Consider the following 18,068-nt stretch of genomic DNA (forward strand, 5'->3'; position numbering starts at 1 on the left):
TATCCGGCGCTTAAAGGTTTTTCTTTAGTGGTTGACTAATTGCACCGTAATCATTAATAAAGCGCCAAACGAGCGATTTTCCTGCCACGCCAGCCGGAATTGGTAATGTCAATGTTTCAAAAGGGCGGATCATATTTAGCGACACGTCTTTATCATCCACCGTCACACTCATTACATTAATATGGATCGGATTTGGATTTTCGACGATGAGATTATTACCCTGCCGCGACCATTTAACATTTTTAATAGCCTGCTCAGGGATTATCTTTACCGCGGCTGGTCGCCAGAATAACTTAATTCTTGTTTTTATGGCTATCTCAAGAACATTGGTATTTTTTTTATCAAGTGAAGGAGGGATGTTTTTCACGTTCAACCAGAATACGGACTCCCGATCTTTTGGTAACTCGCCAGCCGTTTTTAAAATGCGTAATATTTTCTCTTGCTGTGGTTCAATGCGAGAAACAGGAGGTATCACTGAAAATGGCGGTTTGCTTTTATCCTCTTTATTAAATGGATCAACCCATGTCTGCAATAGATAAGGAAGGTTCGTTTCTTTATTAAAAATAGAGATTGTGGTATCAGGTTTGTCTCCATAAAAAATAACGCGAGTTCCCCCAACAACAATACCAGCCATAGCCATCGACATCTGCGTAATCAAAGTAACAGCAAAAAACAATCTAAGTAAATACATAGGCATAAATGTATCTCATAAAAATATAATAATGACGCCCTTCATTTAAGTAAAAGAGAACCATAATGGCGAGCGCCATTTTATTTAAGGTATTATGTTAAGAATGATTTATTTTATATATTCAACTGTAAACTGCGAGTCGGCGTTAGCTGTACCAGGGTCAATAGTCGTTTCCGTAGCAATATAACGAGCCATGAACTTCATGGATGCATTACCATTAGAAATCGGAGTTGATGCAGAATTTTCATATAACTTGACCTGAGTGTTATCTGCACGGTTATATAAACGAATAGCTACGCCTTTCGCTGCACTAACGGCACCCGCACCAGTATAATCCCCACTGTTATCACTCGGGCTAATACCAGCGGCAGCATCGTTAGAGTTATCCAGCGGGGTACCAATTGCCAGGTTGCCATTACCATGAGCATCTTCATTACCATCGAAACGAATTGCGGCGGACTTAAAGGTTTCCGGGCATTGAGTCAGATCGATAGAAAAAGCCGTCGGGGCAGCCACATCATCGACGCCACTAAAGGCTGTACGGTTTACTTTGCCTAAGTCAACGACCTGATCTTTAGTTTCAGGTGTGACTTCGCAAGTACTGTCAATAATTTCACCACGGAAATGGACTGTTCCATCAGCCGCCTGTAGGTGACCTGCCATAAACACAGAAGTTAACGCTAATGCTCCTACAATCATATTTGGTTTCATAAATATAACTCCATTAATTTGATATTATTCCTGTGTGTTATCCATTTATTAAATTTGGATAAACCTGATCGGTATTTGATCAGAAACCAAATAGTACTACCAATATACTTTGGCGCAAGTGGTTTTTATTTTATACATTTAGATAAATTAATTTAGGTGTTAAGCAAAACTAAATTTATATCGTTATGTGATTGCTTAAAAGAAGAGGGAATAATAAATAGATATAAATATTATTTTTATGACGAGGTGATTTTTTAATTATATCATACATCTCAAAGCAGACAATTTTTTCATATTTACATAATCTACAACTATTAATTTGCGTAGAAAATAGTCTTATTTTTAGTAAACCATACTTTCAAATTATATTTTTTGCCTATATTTGTGGAAAGACTATACATTTACAGTGATAATTTATTATCACACATTGTTACATAGTTAAATCAAATCACATATTGATGATTATTTTACAAGCGATTCTTGAATGAACAAAACGTGCTATTCATTACAAAGTACGTCAATTATGGCAATTGTTTGTCAATGATTCGAGGTATTTAATTACTACTACGGTTAAAACAAGTGTTCAACGGTGCCCCAAATAATAGCTGAAGTTAATTATCTGGAATGAGGTTAGATTATTAATGCTGGTAAGTAAAAGGGCCGCCAAAAGGCAGCCCTTCTGTGGGCGGACAAAATAGTTGGGAACTGGGAGGGGTGGAAATGGAGTTTTTAAGGATTATTTAGGGAAGAGTGACAAAATAGATGGGAACTGGGTGTAGCGTCGTAAGCTAATACGAAAATTAAAAATGACAAAATAGTTTGGAACTAGATTTCACTTATCTGGTTAACTAATCTAGCTAACCTGCCGCTCAGCTTAGTACGATCCTATATCCAACTGATCATAATCCTTTCATCAGTATCCCAAATTAAATCCCCCTCCTAGACTGCCTCACCAACACTTTACAGTGATCCCGTATTTCCGGACAGGTGATTGATTTTTTTCGCTTGTACAGGTGTTAAGCCACAGTTATCTTGATGTGGACATTATGCATTGTAATAGCCCATTAACATGCGCTAAGAGCATAAATTAATATACAGTAACAAGCATTACGAGGTGCTAATGTTTGGAAAGCAGCCTCTTCCAACTACAATAATAAGTTAACTATCCTCCACCCACAAATAATTACAAATGACCCCTTTCCGCTATAACTCCGATCTCACCAGCGGCTCGCTACAAACCCGAGAGTGTCGCATTATTACTGGCTTGTTACTCCAAGAGCTTGATGAAGCTGCCTGGGATAAAGCCATGTATAAGGAAAATGTGCTTCAGAAACGCACGCAATCTACGGTAAGACGTATTTCTTCAGCGCTTAGAAAACGCCTAGAACACCTAAGCTCTGACTTTTGGGCTTTTGCGTTTTTATGTTAGGCATTGTCTGGCAACTGGAGGAAGTGTAATGACCATGAATGGTCACTGTGATTGACAGTATCTTGCTTAAACTTATCTGAACAATGGTAGAACTGGCTCATATTTATCCCCTCTATGATTGTTTATCTTTTTCACCATAAAAAGTATCAGGGGCTACTCAGGGCTACATAAAGATATTTATCTACTTTTACTGATTGATAAGTAGCATCAGTCCATCCGCAGGACTGGTGGTGCCGGCAAAATGCTGACCCAACACATGCGTATAGATTTGCGTGGTCTTAACATCGTTATGCCCTAAGAGTTCTTGCACAGTGCGAATATCACGCCCCGCTTGTAATAGATGCGTAGCAAACGAGTGACGAAATGTATGACAAGTGACACGCTTGCTAACGATGCCTGCTTTTTGTACGGCTGCCTTCAATGCCTTTCGCGCAACGGAGTCATGCAGATGATGGCGGCATAATTTGCCGTTATACGGGTGGTTGCAGAGCGTGCTGGAGGGAAAGACAAACATCCACGCCGCTTGTCGATAAGCAGAAGGGTATTTGTGATCTAAAGCAAAAGGCAGCGATGGCCCTACGCCTTGTAAGTTGTCGTCTTGCTGAATAAGCCGCGCTTGCTCAATGAGTTATTTTATTGCTGGGATTAGGCGCGTGGGCAGTAGGCTGTTTCTGCTTTTCCCACCCTTACCGTCATGCACAGTGATGCAGCCATTATCAAAATCAAAATCTTTAACCCGCAAACGCAAGCATTCATTAATGCGCAAACCTGCACCATACAGCAGCGTAAAAATAACTTGGTTGCGAGTATCCATAACCTGCAAAATGCGTTGCACTTCATTTGCAGAGATAACAGAGGGTAGCCGTCTAGGCTTGCTTGCAGGGATATAATCAATATCGCCCAACGGCTGTTGTAAAAACCTGTTGTACAAAAAAGCTAGGGCATTTAAAGCGATTTTCTGCGTGTTTATGGCTACATGTCTGCTGTTTGCTAAGCTGGATAAAAACAGCCTGACCTCTTCACTGCCCATGGTCTGAGGATGACGTTTTTTGTGAAACAGAATAAAACGCTTAATCCAGTGCAGGTAAGTTTTTTCAGTTTTCAGCGCATAACCTTTTTGTCGCATATCCGTGCGTATAGAATTTAAAAATGGACTGTTAGACATAAAACGCTCCTTGTCTTGCAACTGTCTGCCTATACAGCCTATTCTAGCTGGGATTTAAAAAAGTGCCTGTTTTTTACGCCTAGAGATGCTTGTTTACCGGTAGAGTTTTAATTTAATGCTAAATAAATTAAAATGTTATGAGTTCTTTGGGTGAGATAATGTGCATCGTGCAAGCAGGATAGACGGCATGCACGATTTGTAATAACAGAGTGTCTTGTATTTTTAAAGAAAGTCTATTTAATACAAGTGATTATATTAATTAACGGTAAGCATCAGCGGGTGACAAAACGAGCATGCTTACTAATAAAATGTTAACCTCTGAGGAAGAATTGTGAAACTATCACTAATGGTAGCTATATCGAAGAATGGAGTTATCGGGAATGGCCCTGATATTCCATGGAGTGCCAAAGGTGAACAGCTCCTGTTTAAAGCTATTACCTATAACCAATGGCTGTTGGTTGGACGCAAGACTTTTGAATCAATGGGAGCATTACCCAACCGAAAGTATGCGGTCGTAACACGTTCAAGTTTTACATCTGACAATGAGAACGTATTGATCTTTCCATCAATTAAAGATGCTTTAACCAACCTAAAGAAAATAACGGATCATGTCATTGTTTCAGGTGGTGGGGAGATATACAAAAGCCTGATCGATCAAGTAGATACACTACATATATCTACAATAGACATCGAGCCGGAAGGTGATGTTTACTTTCCTGAAATCCCCAGCAATTTTAGGCCAGTTTTTACCCAAGACTTCGCCTCTAACATAAATTATAGTTACCAAATCTGGCAAAAGGGTTAACAAGTGGCAGCAACGGATTCGCAAACCTGTCACGCCTTTTGTACCAAAAGCCGCGCCAGGTTTGCGATCCGCTGTGCCAGGCGTTAGGCGTCATATGAAGATTTCGGTGATCCCTGAGCAGGTGGCGGAAACATTGGATGCTGAGAACCATTTCATTGTTCGTGAAGTGTTCGATGTGCACCTATCCGACCAAGGCTTTGAACTATCTACCAGAAGTGTGAGCCCCTACCGGAAGGATTACATCTCGGATGATGACTCTGATGAAGACTCTGCTTGCTATGGCGCATTCATCGACCAAGAGCTTGTCGGGAAGATTGAACTCAACTCAACATGGAACGATCTAGCCTCTATCGAACACATTGTTGTGTCGCACACGCACCGAGGCAAAGGAGTCGCGCACAGTCTCATCGAATTTGCGAAAAAGTGGGCACTAAGCAGACAGCTCCTTGGCATACGATTAGAGACACAAACGAACAATGTACCTGCCTGCAATTTGTACGCAAAATGTGGCTTTACTCTCGGCGGCATTGACCTGTTCACGTATAAAACTAGACCTCAAGTCTCGAACGAAACAGCGATGTACTGGTACTGGTTCTCGGGAGCACAGGATGACGCCTAACAATTCATTCAAGCCGACACCGCTTCGCGGCGCGGCTTAATTCAGGAGTTAAACATCATGAGGGAAGCGGTGATCGCCGAAGTATCGACTCAACTATCAGAGGTAGTTGGCGTCATCGAGCGCCATCTCGAACCGACGTTGCTGGCCGTACATTTGTACGGCTCCGCAGTGGATGGCGGCCTGAAGCCACACAGTGATATTGATTTGCTGGTTACGGTGACCGTAAGGCTTGATGAAACAACGCGGCGAGCTTTGATCAACGACCTTTTGGAAACTTCGGCTTCCCCTGGAGAGAGCGAGATTCTCCGCGCTGTAGAAGTCACCATTGTTGTGCACGACGACATCATTCCGTGGCGTTATCCAGCTAAGCGCGAACTGCAATTTGGAGAATGGCAGCGCAATGACATTCTTGCAGGTATCTTCGAGCCAGCCACGATCGACATTGATCTGGCTATCTTGCTGACAAAAGCAAGAGAACATAGCGTTGCCTTGGTAGGTCCAGCGGCGGAGGAACTCTTTGATCCGGTTCCTGAACAGGATCTATTTGAGGCGCTAAATGAAACCTTAACGCTATGGAACTCGCCGCCCGACTGGGCTGGCGATGAGCGAAATGTAGTGCTTACGTTGTCCCGCATTTGGTACAGCGCAGTAACCGGCAAAATCGCGCCGAAGGATGTCGCTGCCGACTGGGCAATGGAGCGCCTGCCGGCCCAGTATCAGCCCGTCATACTTGAAGCTAGGCAGGCTTATCTTGGACAAGAAGATCGCTTGGCCTCGCGCACAGATCAGTTGGAAGAATTTGTTCACTACGTGAAAGGCGAGATCACCAAGGTAGTCGGCAAATAATGTCTAACAATTCGTTCAAGCCGACGCCGCTTCGCGGCGCGGCTTAACTCAAGCGTTAGAGAGCTGGGGAAGACTATGCGCGATCTGTTGAAGGTGGTTCTAAGCCTCGTACTTGCGATGGCATCGGGGCAGGCACTTGCTGACCTGCCAATTGTTTTAGTGGATGAAGCTCGTCTTCCCTATGACTACTCCCCATCCAACTACGACATTTCTCCAAGCAACTACGACAACTCCATAAGCAATTACGACAATAGTCCATCAAATTACGACAACTCTGAGAGCAACTACGATAATAGTTCATCCAATTACGACAATAGTCGCAACGGAAATCGTAGGCTTATATATAGCGCAAATGGGTCTCGCACTTTCGCCGGCTACTACGTCATTGCCAACAATGGGACAACGAACTTCTTTTCCACATCTGGCAAAAGGATGTTCTACACCCCAAAAGGGGGGCGCGGCGTCTATGGCGGCAAAGATGGGAGCTTCTGCGGGGCATTGGTCGTCATAAATGGCCAATTTTCGCTTGCCCTGACAGATAACGGCCTGAAGATCATGTATCTAAGCAACTAGCCTGCTCTCTAATAAAATGTTAGGCCTCAACATCTAGTCGCAAGCTGAGGGGAACCACTAGTGTCATACGAACCTCCAAGAGACGGTTACACAAACGGGTACATTGTTGATGTCATGTATGACAATCGCCCAAGTAAGTATCCAGCTGTGTTCAGAACGTACGTCCGAATTCCAGACTATGTCGAACTAGATAACGCGGAGGAGCTGGCCGACGCAATCATTCGAGAGGTTGAGTTAAAGGAGGCATGGCTCACAAGGGTCTTGGGGAACTCAGCCGATCCTGACGCTTCTGTGGGCAAGTGGGACCGGCGCCTAGCGCAGTGCGGTGGTATTGATGAGATGTCAAGTGGGGTGCAGGCAACATACTTCAGTCCAAACGGTCAGCTGGTCGGCTTAGTGGCATACATTGATGCCGAATGGATGGATGAATAGCTCTGACGTTACGATTCAGGTGAGACAACCAGATGGGCATTGCGTACAAGCTCAGTTGCCACCGATGTGGCTACGAGTCTGATCTTCTTTACCTAGGCCAAGGTATGGCGATGCTTCCTGAGCAAATAGTCGGAACGTGCACATGCTGCGACAATCTAACGACGATTTCTATAAATGAAAGCTACGGAGTATGCTCACTTTGTGGGGCTAAGGATCGTGTGATATTTACAAGCTATCAGCATGAGGCAAGGCCAAGAAATCCCTGCTATCTAGAGAGAAGTTTCAAATATCAATGCCCAAGATGCCATGCCTTCAGTATGGAGCCTCCGGATCTACCGGAGATGCTTTGGGACTAATGCTCCGCTTTGCCTCGGGTATCCGTTCGACCTATGTTTAAGAGGAAACGCACGTGTCTGCCGCCAAAGCTCTTGCCTATGCACTTTGTGACAAGTTGGAAAGCAAAAAAGTTGATGAAGTCGTACGAAATCTTGTTTCTAGCGGCTGGAATATTAGGGAAGTGGCCTGGGAAGCTTCGTCCTTTGATCATGAAATGCCCTACTTTGACACGGGGCGGGACTTCGATATTGGATTTCCTGACACGCTGTCATCCAAGATTGAGTTTTTGACCGCGAATGGATCAATCGTCCAAGCACGTGCTCGCCTGCACTTCAAGCAGGCTCTAATTTTTGCCAAGGCGTCCAAACATGTCGCCGCGCTCAAGAACTCATTGGATTACTACTATGGATCGTCTGTAATCCCCCCTCAAAACCACGGAGGCTATTTGTAGAAAATTCCATTAATATGAACTCAAGGTGTTCCCTACGGACGAATCAGCGATGAAGGTGGTGTACCTGGCTATCCAGGCGGCGACCAAGAAATGGACGATGCCGATCCGCAACTGGAAGCCGGCCATGAACCGTTTTATGATCGAATTTGGTGACCGTTTAAATGGCCACCTTTAACTGACCGGCAAAAGCACTTACACAAAAGGGTTTACAGGCTCTTTCAGTCATTCCTTTAATGCGTAAATTGCTCTCTAACCACTCTCTCAGCCCACCCTTCCATATCCTCTCTCGATACTTGCAGCTCCCCCAACCCCTTTGGATGATTCACCCCTCTATGCCCGTCTTGTCCATATAATTGATCAAACAAACTATTTGGCCAATTCAATGAGCTCTTCACCACTCCACGCCGTATCTTTTCAAAATCATTCCGCCATGTTTCGCTATCAACGCCACTCAACACTTTGGTAGAAAGCATTTTCACCCCATCCGATGCATCCACCTCTAGCAATACAAATTCACTGCCATTACGTTGCACCCCAACGGCTTTAATCACTCTTGGTGAGCCATCTTTACACAGATGTAATCGGCTACGCCCAACTTTTGGCAAAACCAAGGTTTCTTCAAAAAGCACCCGACATGCAAATTTAGTTTTTAGAATTGAAAGTAGCTCATCAAAAGCAGCAAATCGATTAGCAAAAATAGAGTTGTAATTGGTTGCATCCTGCTTCCCACCCACATCTGCCGCTGCTAGGACACCACCTAAGTGTGGCTCATCAGTACTAACCAAATTACTATTTTCACTTGTTGTTGCTTCTTCTTTTTCTAAAATAGTTTGGCTACTTTTTCTTGCCCTGCGAGATTTTTCAATTCGACTAGGTCTACTAAAACTTATCCATGTCGGCTCAGCCTCTATGACTCGTGTGTCTGTGTCTATATTGGCTGTTTCCTCATCGTCCAACTGTAGATGCTCATCATCAACAACTGACTCTGTTGAAACCGCTATGTGCTGCGTACTACCATCACCTGCCTCCTTTTCCTGAAAAGAGGCATGGCTAATAGCTGTTGTGCTAGGAAGCATAGCGTTGATTTCTAAACCTACTATTTCCTCAACTAAATAATCCTTATCCTCGTTAGAAGAACGTCCTTTTACATGTAATTTCCAACCCTGCATGGGCGGAGGGTCAAAGCTAAAGCACCAGCTTTCAACGCCGTTCTTAATTTCTCTATTTTGTTGATAGTGCCTAAAAATACTTTCATACGAATCCATAACATCTTGATCCGAAAACAACCAAACCAAAAGCTGCACTACGGCCGACTGCTCTAACGCCCCTTTAGGAAACGATGAACTGGGTAAGATCCTTATCTCTAAATGATCTCGCTCAACCTCATACTGAACGTCGAACTCTTGCTGTAAAGCGGTACTGCTCAAACAGCTTCGACAGAAATAGGAGTTAATTAAAAATAATGACCGAGCTAGCTCTAACTGTGGGATGTGATAACGAGTCTTGCTATATGGTGTTTCAGCTTCGTAAATAAATGAACTCTGCGCTCCATCCTTGTTGCGTACGGAAGCAAAGGACGAGAGATTAGGAAAATCGATTATTTTGGCTCGTTGAAGATCCGATGCTTCAAACTCAATCACACGATCCGCCTTATTTATTTGCTTTGTTGTACTGTTAACCACCTTAGCTCGACTTAATAAAGGCAAATGAGTAAATCGAGTCCATTTCCGTTCTTGCATTGGATTAAACCAAACAAAAATACGCCACTCCTTATGACCCGAGTTACGGAATAAATGACCAATATGTACAACCTGCACATTGTCATTAAATGTAGCTAGCCTAACCACTCACTCTTCCCCATAAACCATTTCCAAGAATCTTTGTGCTTCCTCAGTTATCCGCTCTTTAGATAACGTTGCACTTCTTAATAATCGCCAGCGCCTAAGCTCAACATCTTCCTGTTTAAGCTTAATAAAAGCTTGGCTAATCCGTCTAATTTGATAATCTTCCACACTCTCTGAGTAACGCTTTAAGCAAAGCGCTACCAAAGGCAGTTTCTGTAGATTTTTTGCAAGAGAGGTTCCGTTAGGAGTTTGCTTTAACAGCCAGCTCGATGTCGCTCTTGGGTGATCAAGGCTACTATCTAGACGCTTTATGATTCTTAATAGTTGTCGTACAGCAATTCGATCTCTTTGGTTCCAATCAACTCTAGGGGCGGGTGCCAGACGCTCTTGTTGATGCTGTTGATTCCAGTGAACTAGCCAATCCCTGTCATGTCGGTAAAGCCAAGCGTATAGCACCCCACCCTCTAAAGACTGTCTTGCCGCCTTAATTCCTTGGTATTTATGCACTAGTTGCTGCCAGTCTTTATGCTTAACAGATAAATCTTCAGAGTTAGGTTGCACAGACTGGCTAACAGGTCTTGTCGTTATAGAGTGCTCAGTAAGAGCACTTGCCTGCTGTAGCGCTTCTATAACCGTTAGTTTTGGCAATAAGGCTTGCCACACAATACTATGCTGTAAATAACTAAAGGCTTTTCTATGCTTACGGAATATACTTTTCAGCCAACACGTGTCCTTGTTCTCTGCCAACTTTAAATCCAGTTTCTCTAGTGCCTCATCACTAAAAGTCTGCCTCACTCTCTCCGCCACCAAGTCATGACGAATGTGCTTGCTTTTGGTTAGCCCTAGATCCTGCGCTAAGCGCTGATAAAACAGCGTCCACTGCTCAAGGCTTGGGGAAAGCTCTTGCGCTCGTGGAGCATCTAACAGAGGGGCTATATAAGCAGCTAGTGCTGTTAATTGAGATAGGGAGTCTTTGGGGTAGTCTGAAAGCAGCTCAGTATGACCCAAAGCCCAAAATTGATGTCGGTGATCATCTACAGCTCTATCAAAGAAGACTAAAGCACCGTGTTTTGGACAATATGGCAAAGCGGGCAAATACCAATCTCGTTGCCAAAAGGCTTCCCCATACCTATTTAGCTGAAGAGCAACGCAATCAGGGCAGTATCTAAAGCGGTTATCGCTCTTAACTCTAGAAGCAGCGACTCCTAGCATTAAATGCACCGCACCTTGCGCTTGGTACTCCATTAACCGAATAGCTTCGTCTCGGCGCTCCTTGCCTACAAACGGAGCATATAAAGGGAATAAGGTATGCTCATAAATAAGCTGCTGAACAGCGTAACGTCCTGTTTGATGTAGATGTCTTGCTATCACACCTAAATGCGAGGGCAGACCTAAGGTAGCGACCACCTTGCGGTTGCCATACACCTCATCCAACAGCTGCTTAGGACTAACAATCCCTTGATAAACGCCTGCCCGTGCAATAGTGCTATAAATCAGCTCATTCGAGTACGGAACAGGAAAGTTTCTCATGGCTAACCTGCTTGTTTAAATAAGCTCGCCATATCCACTATTACCCCTTTCCCTTTTAACCGTTCATGCATGGTTTTTTCAGGTTGGCGTTGTGAATAGATATAACGTAAATCCGTATCAGGCAAGCTATCCCAGTCGCTGGGCTTGACTACCTTTATAGCCGAAACCTTTTTACTCTTGGAGGGCTTTTCTAGTTCTGACACTACCGTTTCGCCTTCCATCAACCACTGCAAAACAAGAGGCAGTAACTTTTGTCTTGTCATCGTTGGATTCTGGCTAAACGCTTTTTTAATAGTGGGAATTAACAGGCTTGAATCGTAATCCTCTTTCAGCATCAGATATAAATGACGCTGATCTTCGGTATCTAACTCTTGAAGGGCTTTTTCTTCTGGTGTTTGTTCTTGTATCGCTGCGATATCTAGCTGAAGTTGGATTAACCGTTTATCAATCTCGGGAACGACTAGATCAGAATAACGAGCAATGCGTTCTGGGATACCCGAGCGTAATGCCTCTAGCATGGGGTGCACAGGCTTTAACTCATCTTGATACACTTGCCGCAATAAACCAGCGGTAATACGCTCATTGCCTAAAGCTAGCGCACGGAGCTGAGCGAGTACAAAAAGTTTTACTACAATGTCCATCACTCCTTGGCTTAGCTCATACCACACATCACGGACCTCATCCGATAACAGCGCATCTTTGCGTTGTAAAAGCTGTAATTGCCAAAGATTATCCGTAAAAGCGATCCACTCTTGATTGGGCTTTCCACGTTGCGTTTGTTGTATAGGATCCCAGAATATAGCTCCAAACCCTGCCCCTCTACGTGCAGACCGCAAATCAGCCTCAAAAATCTCTCGTGCTTTAGGGGTACCAATCAACATCACTGGTACGCCAATAATATTCACCATCGTCACAAAAAAGTTCAGCATCTCTTGAGATCCACCCGAACGAGAGCGGCTTAAATGCTGAATTTCATCAATAACCAACAACCCTAAAGCATGTGCATTGGCTATTTGCGACATCAAAGCCAACATGGTTTCTATACCATGACGTTTTAAGCCATAACGACGCTCATAGTTCGAGCCCAAGGCTCGATCCAACGCTCTGAAAAAATTCAAGCAGATTTCTTTTAGCGAACCATTATGCGAGCAGTCTATTTTCAAATACACCACCTGCTCTACATTGAGTTCACGATGGTAAATCACCTGAGGATACGTGGCTAGAATACGATGAAGAGAGGTCGTCTTCCCACTACCAGAACAACCAATTAACAATAAGCTTTGTGCCGTAGATCGTGCCTCCTCAAAGCGAAATGTCTCCAACTCTCCCGTTTGAACACGCTCATAACCATTTTGTAAATGCTTTTGTAAATCTCCTGTTTTAGGATTTCTGCCTACGTAGCCACCTCGAATCATGACCGAAATACGCTCACTTAGTAGCAAATGCGTACCTAATGGCTGAAAATAGTCATCTGGAATACGACAAATGGTATGAGCTCTGATAACACGGGACTTTTGCAAGTCAGAGGAAGTAAGCTGTAAAGAGGATTTCAGTGATGCAGCACTATTCACTGACTCTTGTAATGGTGGTAAGGCCTCGATAAAAGGATTATCACGATAAGCCTCTACCCCCGTATCACGATAAACTGCTTGAATCCGGGTAGCACTCATGACTCATCCTTTTCTGGTGGATCCTGAAATAATTCAGGCACGTATGTGGGTAGGCTGTAATCTTCTTGATCATCCGCTTCCACTGCGTTGAAAGGAATAACTTTAGCCTCATCACCTGAAGAGCTTGGCTTCAAATGCTCCGCACGTTTTTTACGCTCCGAGGTCACGGCTTCTTTTTTATTAGTTTTAATCTGCTTAATGCGTGTTGATTTGGGCTCAGTAGTACTGGGCGTTAACTTATTCGCTTTCTGAATGGTTTGCTGAATAAACGCCTCAAGCTCCCTGCGTTTAGTTAACTCATCCTGCTTCGCATTGGCTTTATTGTGTTTTTCTTGTGCTTGTATATCCCAAACCTCCCAAAATGAGAGACCTTTAAACTGCCGACTACGTTCCGTCAGATTACAGCGCCAAAATACACGGCTGCCAACTTGCGGAAACAAATAAATCGTATCAACCAGCACTGGGTCATAAGCCGCTTCTAAATGTTGAGGTCTAGCTATATCAGTGCTCCGCTGCAACCAACCCTCACGCAGAATCTCTGACCCCGAGTAATACAAACCCCACAAATTAACGCCAAATGAAGAAATAGAGACCTTTCGGCGAGGCAGTAACGCTACTCGCAACTGCTCTTGCTCCACAGCCCTTAAACTACCTGTACGATGCTGCATACCCCATTGCCATAGCTGGACAGGAATAGACGGTAAATCTGTAGGAAAATCAGCATCTCGATCGTATTTATCCATCACCAGATGGTTATTTCTGAATAAGATCGTACGCAAAATAATTTGTGTGAACTCAAATACCGACAGAGATGCATCTAACCTATAGTCTGTTTCACCATGGCTTTTGATCCGACTGCCCTCTACAATGCCAGGTGCAAAGGACTTAAACTCGGCTTGTAGTGTTCTAAAAGTGCTTTCCACTATGCCTTTAGCATCGCCACGTCTAGGTGGAGCACTTTCCACTCGCACATTAAAACTAGAAACTAAGGCTTCGACCTGATGACTCATTAATTCGCCACGGTCCGCTAGCAACACATCTGGCAAACCTACACACGGCCAGTCTGAGCTACTAATCTCAATATCATGCTGGGCACAAATGGCCGTTTTGTCAGAGCAAGCATTTACAAAAGCCTGCATCGCCACCACATAAGACGGATTTTCAAAGCCGATATAAAAGCCCGTGATCATCCGACTAAACACATCAATCACAATGTAAAGCGTTGGTCTTCCTATGATTTTTTGGCGATCATGATGATCCACTAAATAAATATCAGCAATCGTGGCATCAATCTCATAACGACTCCCAGGGCCTAACGCCTGAGAAGTGGCTGTACTACTTAAGGGTCGTACGTCTTTTTTATATACCCCTGCTTTAACTCTAGACTTTAAGCGCTGAGCTTTAGGGTATTCTCGATCATAAAAATAACGAAACTGACGTAGTGTTGGGTAATCCTCTTGGGGAATGCGAGGAAAATACTGAGCAAACAAGTCCACAAATCGTCTATAGGCAACGGTGGTCTTTGTACCTTTTTGATTTAACAGGTGCTTTTCTATGGTCAACCTAAAAAGGCGTTCAATCTCGGGCGTTACCTTGGTTCCTTCACCCTTACCATATTCTCTGGCTCGGCCAATCTTTGCTGTTCCTGTCGCTGAACGTCTTTCCCCTGGTGCACCGCTGTTTTTGTAGTCAGGAATTAATGCATTAGGCGTTTGACCACGCTGCCAGTAACGGCGTAACAACTTATAAACTGTAGCCTTAGTAACCTTATGTTCTTGGACCACATGCTCAACGAGTTCGCTTCTGACTTTAGGGTCGAAACGATCCTTACTATTAATAATAGGAAGAATTTTTCGATAATCCTCCTCGCGCTTCTGGAAGCTGACAGAATCTACAGACGGCTCTTCTAAATCAAGATGTACATAAGGGTCATCAGTTCTAACTAAGCGGCCTTCATCTAAATACTGCATTAGCAACAACTCAGCCCTAGCTTGTGGAACTCCTTTATCAGCGCTTATTTGCATCCAGACAACTTGGCCATCCTCTATAGCCAAAATGCGATACGGATCATTATCAAATAGCACAACCTCATTAATTTGCCACATAGCGCAACTCCTCCATATTCACTACTTGGCTAATACAGAGATCTGCACACTTATTTGCCCTGAAAGACTTATAAATATTGAACTTAATAAAACCATTTGCGGTTAAGGCTCGTATCTCACTCAATGTTTTGCCTAACTCCAAATCATAAGCAATATCAACCTGCTTACAGACATTGATAATGTTTTCATCTCCTTTTTCTTGCAGGATATGGGCCAATGGGGATAGTTGTGCTAAAAGCTCCGCAGAAACTTCTTCTGTTTTCACTGAATAAAGCCATTCAATATTTTCTTTTACTACGGGATTTATTTCTTTATCAGTAAAAATGAACCAAGGAATTTGCTTTTGCTGCCAATAGCGACGCTCTAGTTCTAGTTTTTCTAAGGTACGCTCGTCTTGTAAGGCTGCTGCAGGTTTGACTTGAATAGCAAACTGCTCAAAAGGACCATCTTTGCAGTCCACTAAAAAATCAGTAGACATAACCTGATCTACACCACGAATAACAGGATGCTTAATACCACTATCTATTGCAATCTGCCTGGTATCACTAGGTAATAAGGGGAACTGCTCGCGTATATCTAGCACGCTGCTCTCCCACTCAAGACTGAGAAAAACAGCAAGCTCTAAGTCAGATAGCAAATGATGGACTCGTCCCGTCTTATGAGAATAAATACGGTGGGAACGACCTGAAGAAGGAACTTCTTGTACTGTTAGCCATGGAATATAGTCTTTACCATGCCCTTGGCCACGCCCCTCTTTAATACGACGGGCAATTTGCACTTCAGAAAATGAAGAGTTTGCTTTAGCCATAACAAAAGTCCAGTATGCTTTTTCACAGCATAACTGGACTGATTTCAGTTTACAACTATTCTGTCTAGTTTAAGACTTTATTGTCATAGTTTAGATCTATTTTGTTCAGTTTAAGACTTTATTGTCCGCCCACACCTTCGTTCAGCAAATGAATAATATTACTCAACCGTTACCGATTTTGCCAGGTTACGCGGCTGGTCAACGTCGGTGCCTTTGATCAGCGCGACGTGATAAGCCAGTAACTGCAGCGGAACGGTGTAGAAGATCGGTGCAATCACCTCTTCCACATGCGGCATCTCGATGATGTGCATGTTATCGCTACTTACAAAACCCGCATCCTGATCGGCGAAGACATACAACTGACCGCCACGCGCGCGAACTTCTTCAATGTTGGATTTCAGTTTTTCCAGCAATTCGTTGTTCGGTGCAACGACGATAACCGGCATATCGGCATCAATCAGCGCCAGCGGACCGTGTTTCAGTTCACCTGCAGCGTAGGCTTCAGCGTGAATGTAAGAGATCTCTTTCAGCTTCAATGCGCCTTCCAGCGCGATTGGGTACTGATCGCCACGGCCCAGGAACAGCGCGTGATGTTTGTCAGAGAAATCTTCTGCCAGTGCTTCAATGCGTTTGTCCTGAGACAGCATCTGCTCAATACGGCTCGGCAGCGCCTGCAGACCATGCACAATGTCATGTTCAATGGAGGCATCCAGACCTTTCAGGCGAGACAGCTTCGCCACCAGCATCAACAGCACAGTTAACTGAGTGGTGAATGCTTTAGTGGATGCCACGCCGATTTCCGTACCCGCGTTGGTCATCAGCGCCAGATCGGATTCGCGCACCAGAGAAGAACCCGGAACGTTACAGATTGCCAGTGAACCAAGGTAACCCAGCTCTTTCGACAGACGCAGGCCCGCCAGTGTATCTGCGGTTTCGCCAGACTGTGACAAGGTGATCATCAGGCTGTTACGACGCACGGCAGATTTGCGATAGCGGAATTCAGAGGCGATTTCGACGTCGCACGGAATACCTGCCAGCGATTCAAACCAGTAGCGGGAAACCATACCGGAGTTATAAGAAGTACCACAGGCGAGGATCTGAATATGCTCAACCTTCGACAGCAGTTCGTCGGCGTTCGGTCCCAGCTCGCTTAAATCAACCTGACCGTGGCTGATGCGCCCGGTAAGGGTGTTTTTGATCGCGTTCGGCTGTTCGTAGATCTCTTTCTGCATGTAGTGACGGTAAATACCTTTATCGCCCGCGTCATATTGCAGATTGGATTCGATATCCTGACGTTTTACTTCCGCGCCAGTTTTATCGAAGATGTTTACCGAACGGCGAGTGATTTCCGCAATATCGCCCTCTTCAAGGAAGATAAAGCGACGGGTCACCGGCAGCAGCGCCAGCTGGTCAGAAGCGATAAAGTTTTCACCCATACCCAGACCAATCACCAGCGGACTACCAGAACGTGCTGCCAGCAGGGTATCCGGGTGACGGGAGTCCATGATCACTGTACCGTACGCACCACGCAGTTGCGGGATAGCACGCAGAACAGCCTCACGCAGAGTACCGCCCTGTTTCAGCTCCCAGTTCACCAGATGGGCAATCACTTCGGTGTCGGTTTCAGAAACGAAGGTATAGCCACGCGCTTTTAACTCTTCGCGCAGCGGTTCATGGTTTTCGATGATGCCGTTATGCACCACCACAATGTGTTCAGAAACATGCGGATGCGCATTCACTTCTGAAGGTTCACCGTGGGTCGCCCAGCGAGTGTGAGCAATACCGGTGCCGCCATGCAGAGGATGTTCTTCCGCTGCCTGAGCCAGCATCTGGACTTTACCGAGGCGACGCAGGCGGGTCATATGACCTTCTGCATCAACAACGGCCAGACCGGCAGAGTCATATCCGCGGTATTCCAGACGACGTAAACCTTCAAGAAGGATTTCTGCTACATCACGTTGCGCGATCGCGCCAACAATTCCACACATAGTTTTTGATTCCGATTTATATCGTTGTCGGTCAACCTGTATGCCCGTTTTTTCGGGCGCCCCGA

General features: G+C 44.6%; 14 protein-coding genes and 2 pseudogenes. 7 read left to right on the forward strand and 9 right to left on the reverse strand.

Going from position 1 to position 18,068, the window contains the following annotated elements; translation table 11 throughout:
• Window positions 1–10: 10 nt before the first annotated feature.
• Together HUZ68_RS23135 and lpfA2 are read right to left on the reverse strand one after the other, a co-directional pair.
• Window positions 11–697, reverse strand: a complete 687-nt coding sequence (locus tag HUZ68_RS23135) for a fimbrial chaperone (protein WP_001626332.1) — start codon at window positions 695–697, stop codon at window positions 11–13.
• Window positions 698–799: 102 nt separating this feature from the next.
• Window positions 800–1,402 carry a long polar fimbria major subunit LpfA2 gene (gene lpfA2, locus HUZ68_RS23140; protein WP_000804045.1) on the reverse strand — a complete coding sequence of 201 codons (603 nt, stop codon included), beginning with the start codon at window positions 1,400–1,402 and terminating at the stop codon, window positions 800–802.
• Between the two features lie 1,189 nt (window positions 1,403–2,591).
• On the opposite strand from lpfA2, the gene HUZ68_RS23145 reads away from it, so the two are divergent.
• Complete coding sequence (locus tag HUZ68_RS23145) at window positions 2,592–2,831, forward strand: BrxA family protein (RefSeq protein WP_001353740.1); 240 nt, start codon at window positions 2,592–2,594, stop codon at window positions 2,829–2,831.
• A gap of 187 nt (window positions 2,832–3,018) precedes the next feature.
• Here the strand turns inward: HUZ68_RS23145 and intI2 are convergent.
• A pseudogene (intI2, locus tag HUZ68_RS23150) lies at window positions 3,019–3,996 on the reverse strand (class 2 integron integrase IntI2).
• Between the two features lie 331 nt (window positions 3,997–4,327).
• Between intI2 and dfrA1 the strand changes: the two are divergent.
• The 6 genes and pseudogenes from dfrA1 to HUZ68_RS23185 form a co-directional block, all read left to right on the forward strand.
• On the forward strand, window positions 4,328–4,801 hold the full coding sequence (gene dfrA1, locus HUZ68_RS23155; protein ID WP_000777554.1) for a trimethoprim-resistant dihydrofolate reductase DfrA1: 474 nt from the start codon (window positions 4,328–4,330) through the stop codon (window positions 4,799–4,801).
• 94 nt (window positions 4,802–4,895) lie between these two features.
• A complete protein-coding gene (gene sat2 / locus HUZ68_RS23160; protein ID WP_000704156.1) occupies window positions 4,896–5,420 on the forward strand; it encodes a streptothricin N-acetyltransferase Sat2 in 525 nt (174 codons plus the stop codon).
• Between the two features lie 57 nt (window positions 5,421–5,477).
• Window positions 5,478–6,266 (forward strand): ANT(3'')-Ia family aminoglycoside nucleotidyltransferase AadA1, encoded by a 789-nt coding sequence (gene aadA1 / locus HUZ68_RS23165; RefSeq protein WP_476727172.1) that lies wholly within the window; start codon window positions 5,478–5,480, stop codon window positions 6,264–6,266.
• A 75-nt stretch (window positions 6,267–6,341) separates the two neighbouring features.
• A complete protein-coding gene (locus HUZ68_RS23170; protein ID WP_001444089.1) occupies window positions 6,342–6,839 on the forward strand; it encodes a hypothetical protein in 498 nt (165 codons plus the stop codon).
• An 841-nt stretch (window positions 6,840–7,680) separates the two neighbouring features.
• On the forward strand, window positions 7,681–8,058 hold the full coding sequence (locus HUZ68_RS23180) for a hypothetical protein (RefSeq protein WP_001271300.1): 378 nt from the start codon (window positions 7,681–7,683) through the stop codon (window positions 8,056–8,058).
• A 22-nt stretch (window positions 8,059–8,080) separates the two neighbouring features.
• Window positions 8,081–8,233: pseudogene (locus HUZ68_RS23185) on the forward strand (IS256 family transposase); the annotation flags it as partial.
• Window positions 8,234–8,288: 55 nt separating this feature from the next.
• Here the strand turns inward: HUZ68_RS23185 and HUZ68_RS23190 are convergent.
• The 6 genes from HUZ68_RS23190 to glmS form a co-directional block, all read right to left on the reverse strand.
• The gene (locus HUZ68_RS23190; protein ID WP_000251879.1) at window positions 8,289–9,905 is read right to left on the reverse strand and encodes a Tn7-like element transposition protein TnsE; all 1,617 of its coding nucleotides are present in this window, start codon (window positions 9,903–9,905) and stop codon (window positions 8,289–8,291) included.
• On the reverse strand, window positions 9,906–11,432 hold the full coding sequence (locus HUZ68_RS23195) for a TnsD family Tn7-like transposition protein (protein ID WP_001243518.1): 1,527 nt from the start codon (window positions 11,430–11,432) through the stop codon (window positions 9,906–9,908).
• Window positions 11,433–11,434: 2 nt separating this feature from the next.
• Window positions 11,435–13,102 carry an AAA family ATPase gene (locus HUZ68_RS23200; RefSeq protein WP_001276994.1) on the reverse strand — a complete coding sequence of 556 codons (1,668 nt, stop codon included), beginning with the start codon at window positions 13,100–13,102 and terminating at the stop codon, window positions 11,435–11,437.
• A complete protein-coding gene (locus HUZ68_RS23205; RefSeq protein WP_000267723.1) occupies window positions 13,099–15,207 on the reverse strand; it encodes a DDE-type integrase/transposase/recombinase in 2,109 nt (702 codons plus the stop codon). The genes HUZ68_RS23200 and HUZ68_RS23205 overlap by 4 nt, the downstream gene beginning before the upstream one ends.
• Window positions 15,194–16,015 carry a TnsA endonuclease N-terminal domain-containing protein gene (locus tag HUZ68_RS23210; protein ID WP_001029679.1) on the reverse strand — a complete coding sequence of 274 codons (822 nt, stop codon included), beginning with the start codon at window positions 16,013–16,015 and terminating at the stop codon, window positions 15,194–15,196. Before HUZ68_RS23210 ends, HUZ68_RS23205 begins: the two co-directional genes overlap by 14 nt.
• A gap of 158 nt (window positions 16,016–16,173) precedes the next feature.
• A complete protein-coding gene (gene glmS / locus HUZ68_RS23215) occupies window positions 16,174–18,003 on the reverse strand; it encodes a glutamine--fructose-6-phosphate transaminase (isomerizing) (RefSeq protein WP_000334099.1) in 1,830 nt (609 codons plus the stop codon).
• Window positions 18,004–18,068: the final 65 nt, after the last annotated feature.

It is taken from the genome of Shigella dysenteriae (assembly GCF_022354085.1).
GTDB lineage: Bacteria > Pseudomonadota > Gammaproteobacteria > Enterobacterales > Enterobacteriaceae > Escherichia > Escherichia coli.

Bases quoted from the DNA above. Each gene is read 5' to 3' on its own strand.
- sat2 (WP_000704156.1), top strand. From the start codon at position 4,896: ATGAAGATTTCGGTGATCCCTGAGCAGGTGGCGGAAACATTGGATGCT.
- HUZ68_RS23135 (WP_001626332.1), bottom strand. From the start codon at position 697: ATGCCTATGTATTTACTTAGATTGTTTTTTGCTGTTACTTTGATTACG.
- HUZ68_RS23200 (WP_001276994.1), bottom strand. From the start codon at position 13,102: ATGAGTGCTACCCGGATTCAAGCAGTTTATCGTGATACGGGGGTAGAG.
- glmS (WP_000334099.1), bottom strand. From the start codon at position 18,003: ATGTGTGGAATTGTTGGCGCGATCGCGCAACGTGATGTAGCAGAAATC.
- HUZ68_RS23170 (WP_001444089.1), top strand. From the start codon at position 6,342: ATGCGCGATCTGTTGAAGGTGGTTCTAAGCCTCGTACTTGCGATGGCA.
- HUZ68_RS23195 (WP_001243518.1), bottom strand. From the start codon at position 11,432: ATGAGAAACTTTCCTGTTCCGTACTCGAATGAGCTGATTTATAGCACT.
- aadA1 (WP_476727172.1), top strand. From the start codon at position 5,478: ATGAGGGAAGCGGTGATCGCCGAAGTATCGACTCAACTATCAGAGGTA.
- HUZ68_RS23205 (WP_000267723.1), bottom strand. From the start codon at position 15,207: ATGTGGCAAATTAATGAGGTTGTGCTATTTGATAATGATCCGTATCGC.
- HUZ68_RS23145 (WP_001353740.1), top strand. From the start codon at position 2,592: ATGACCCCTTTCCGCTATAACTCCGATCTCACCAGCGGCTCGCTACAA.
- lpfA2 (WP_000804045.1), bottom strand. From the start codon at position 1,402: ATGAAACCAAATATGATTGTAGGAGCATTAGCGTTAACTTCTGTGTTT.
- HUZ68_RS23210 (WP_001029679.1), bottom strand. From the start codon at position 16,015: ATGGCTAAAGCAAACTCTTCATTTTCTGAAGTGCAAATTGCCCGTCGT.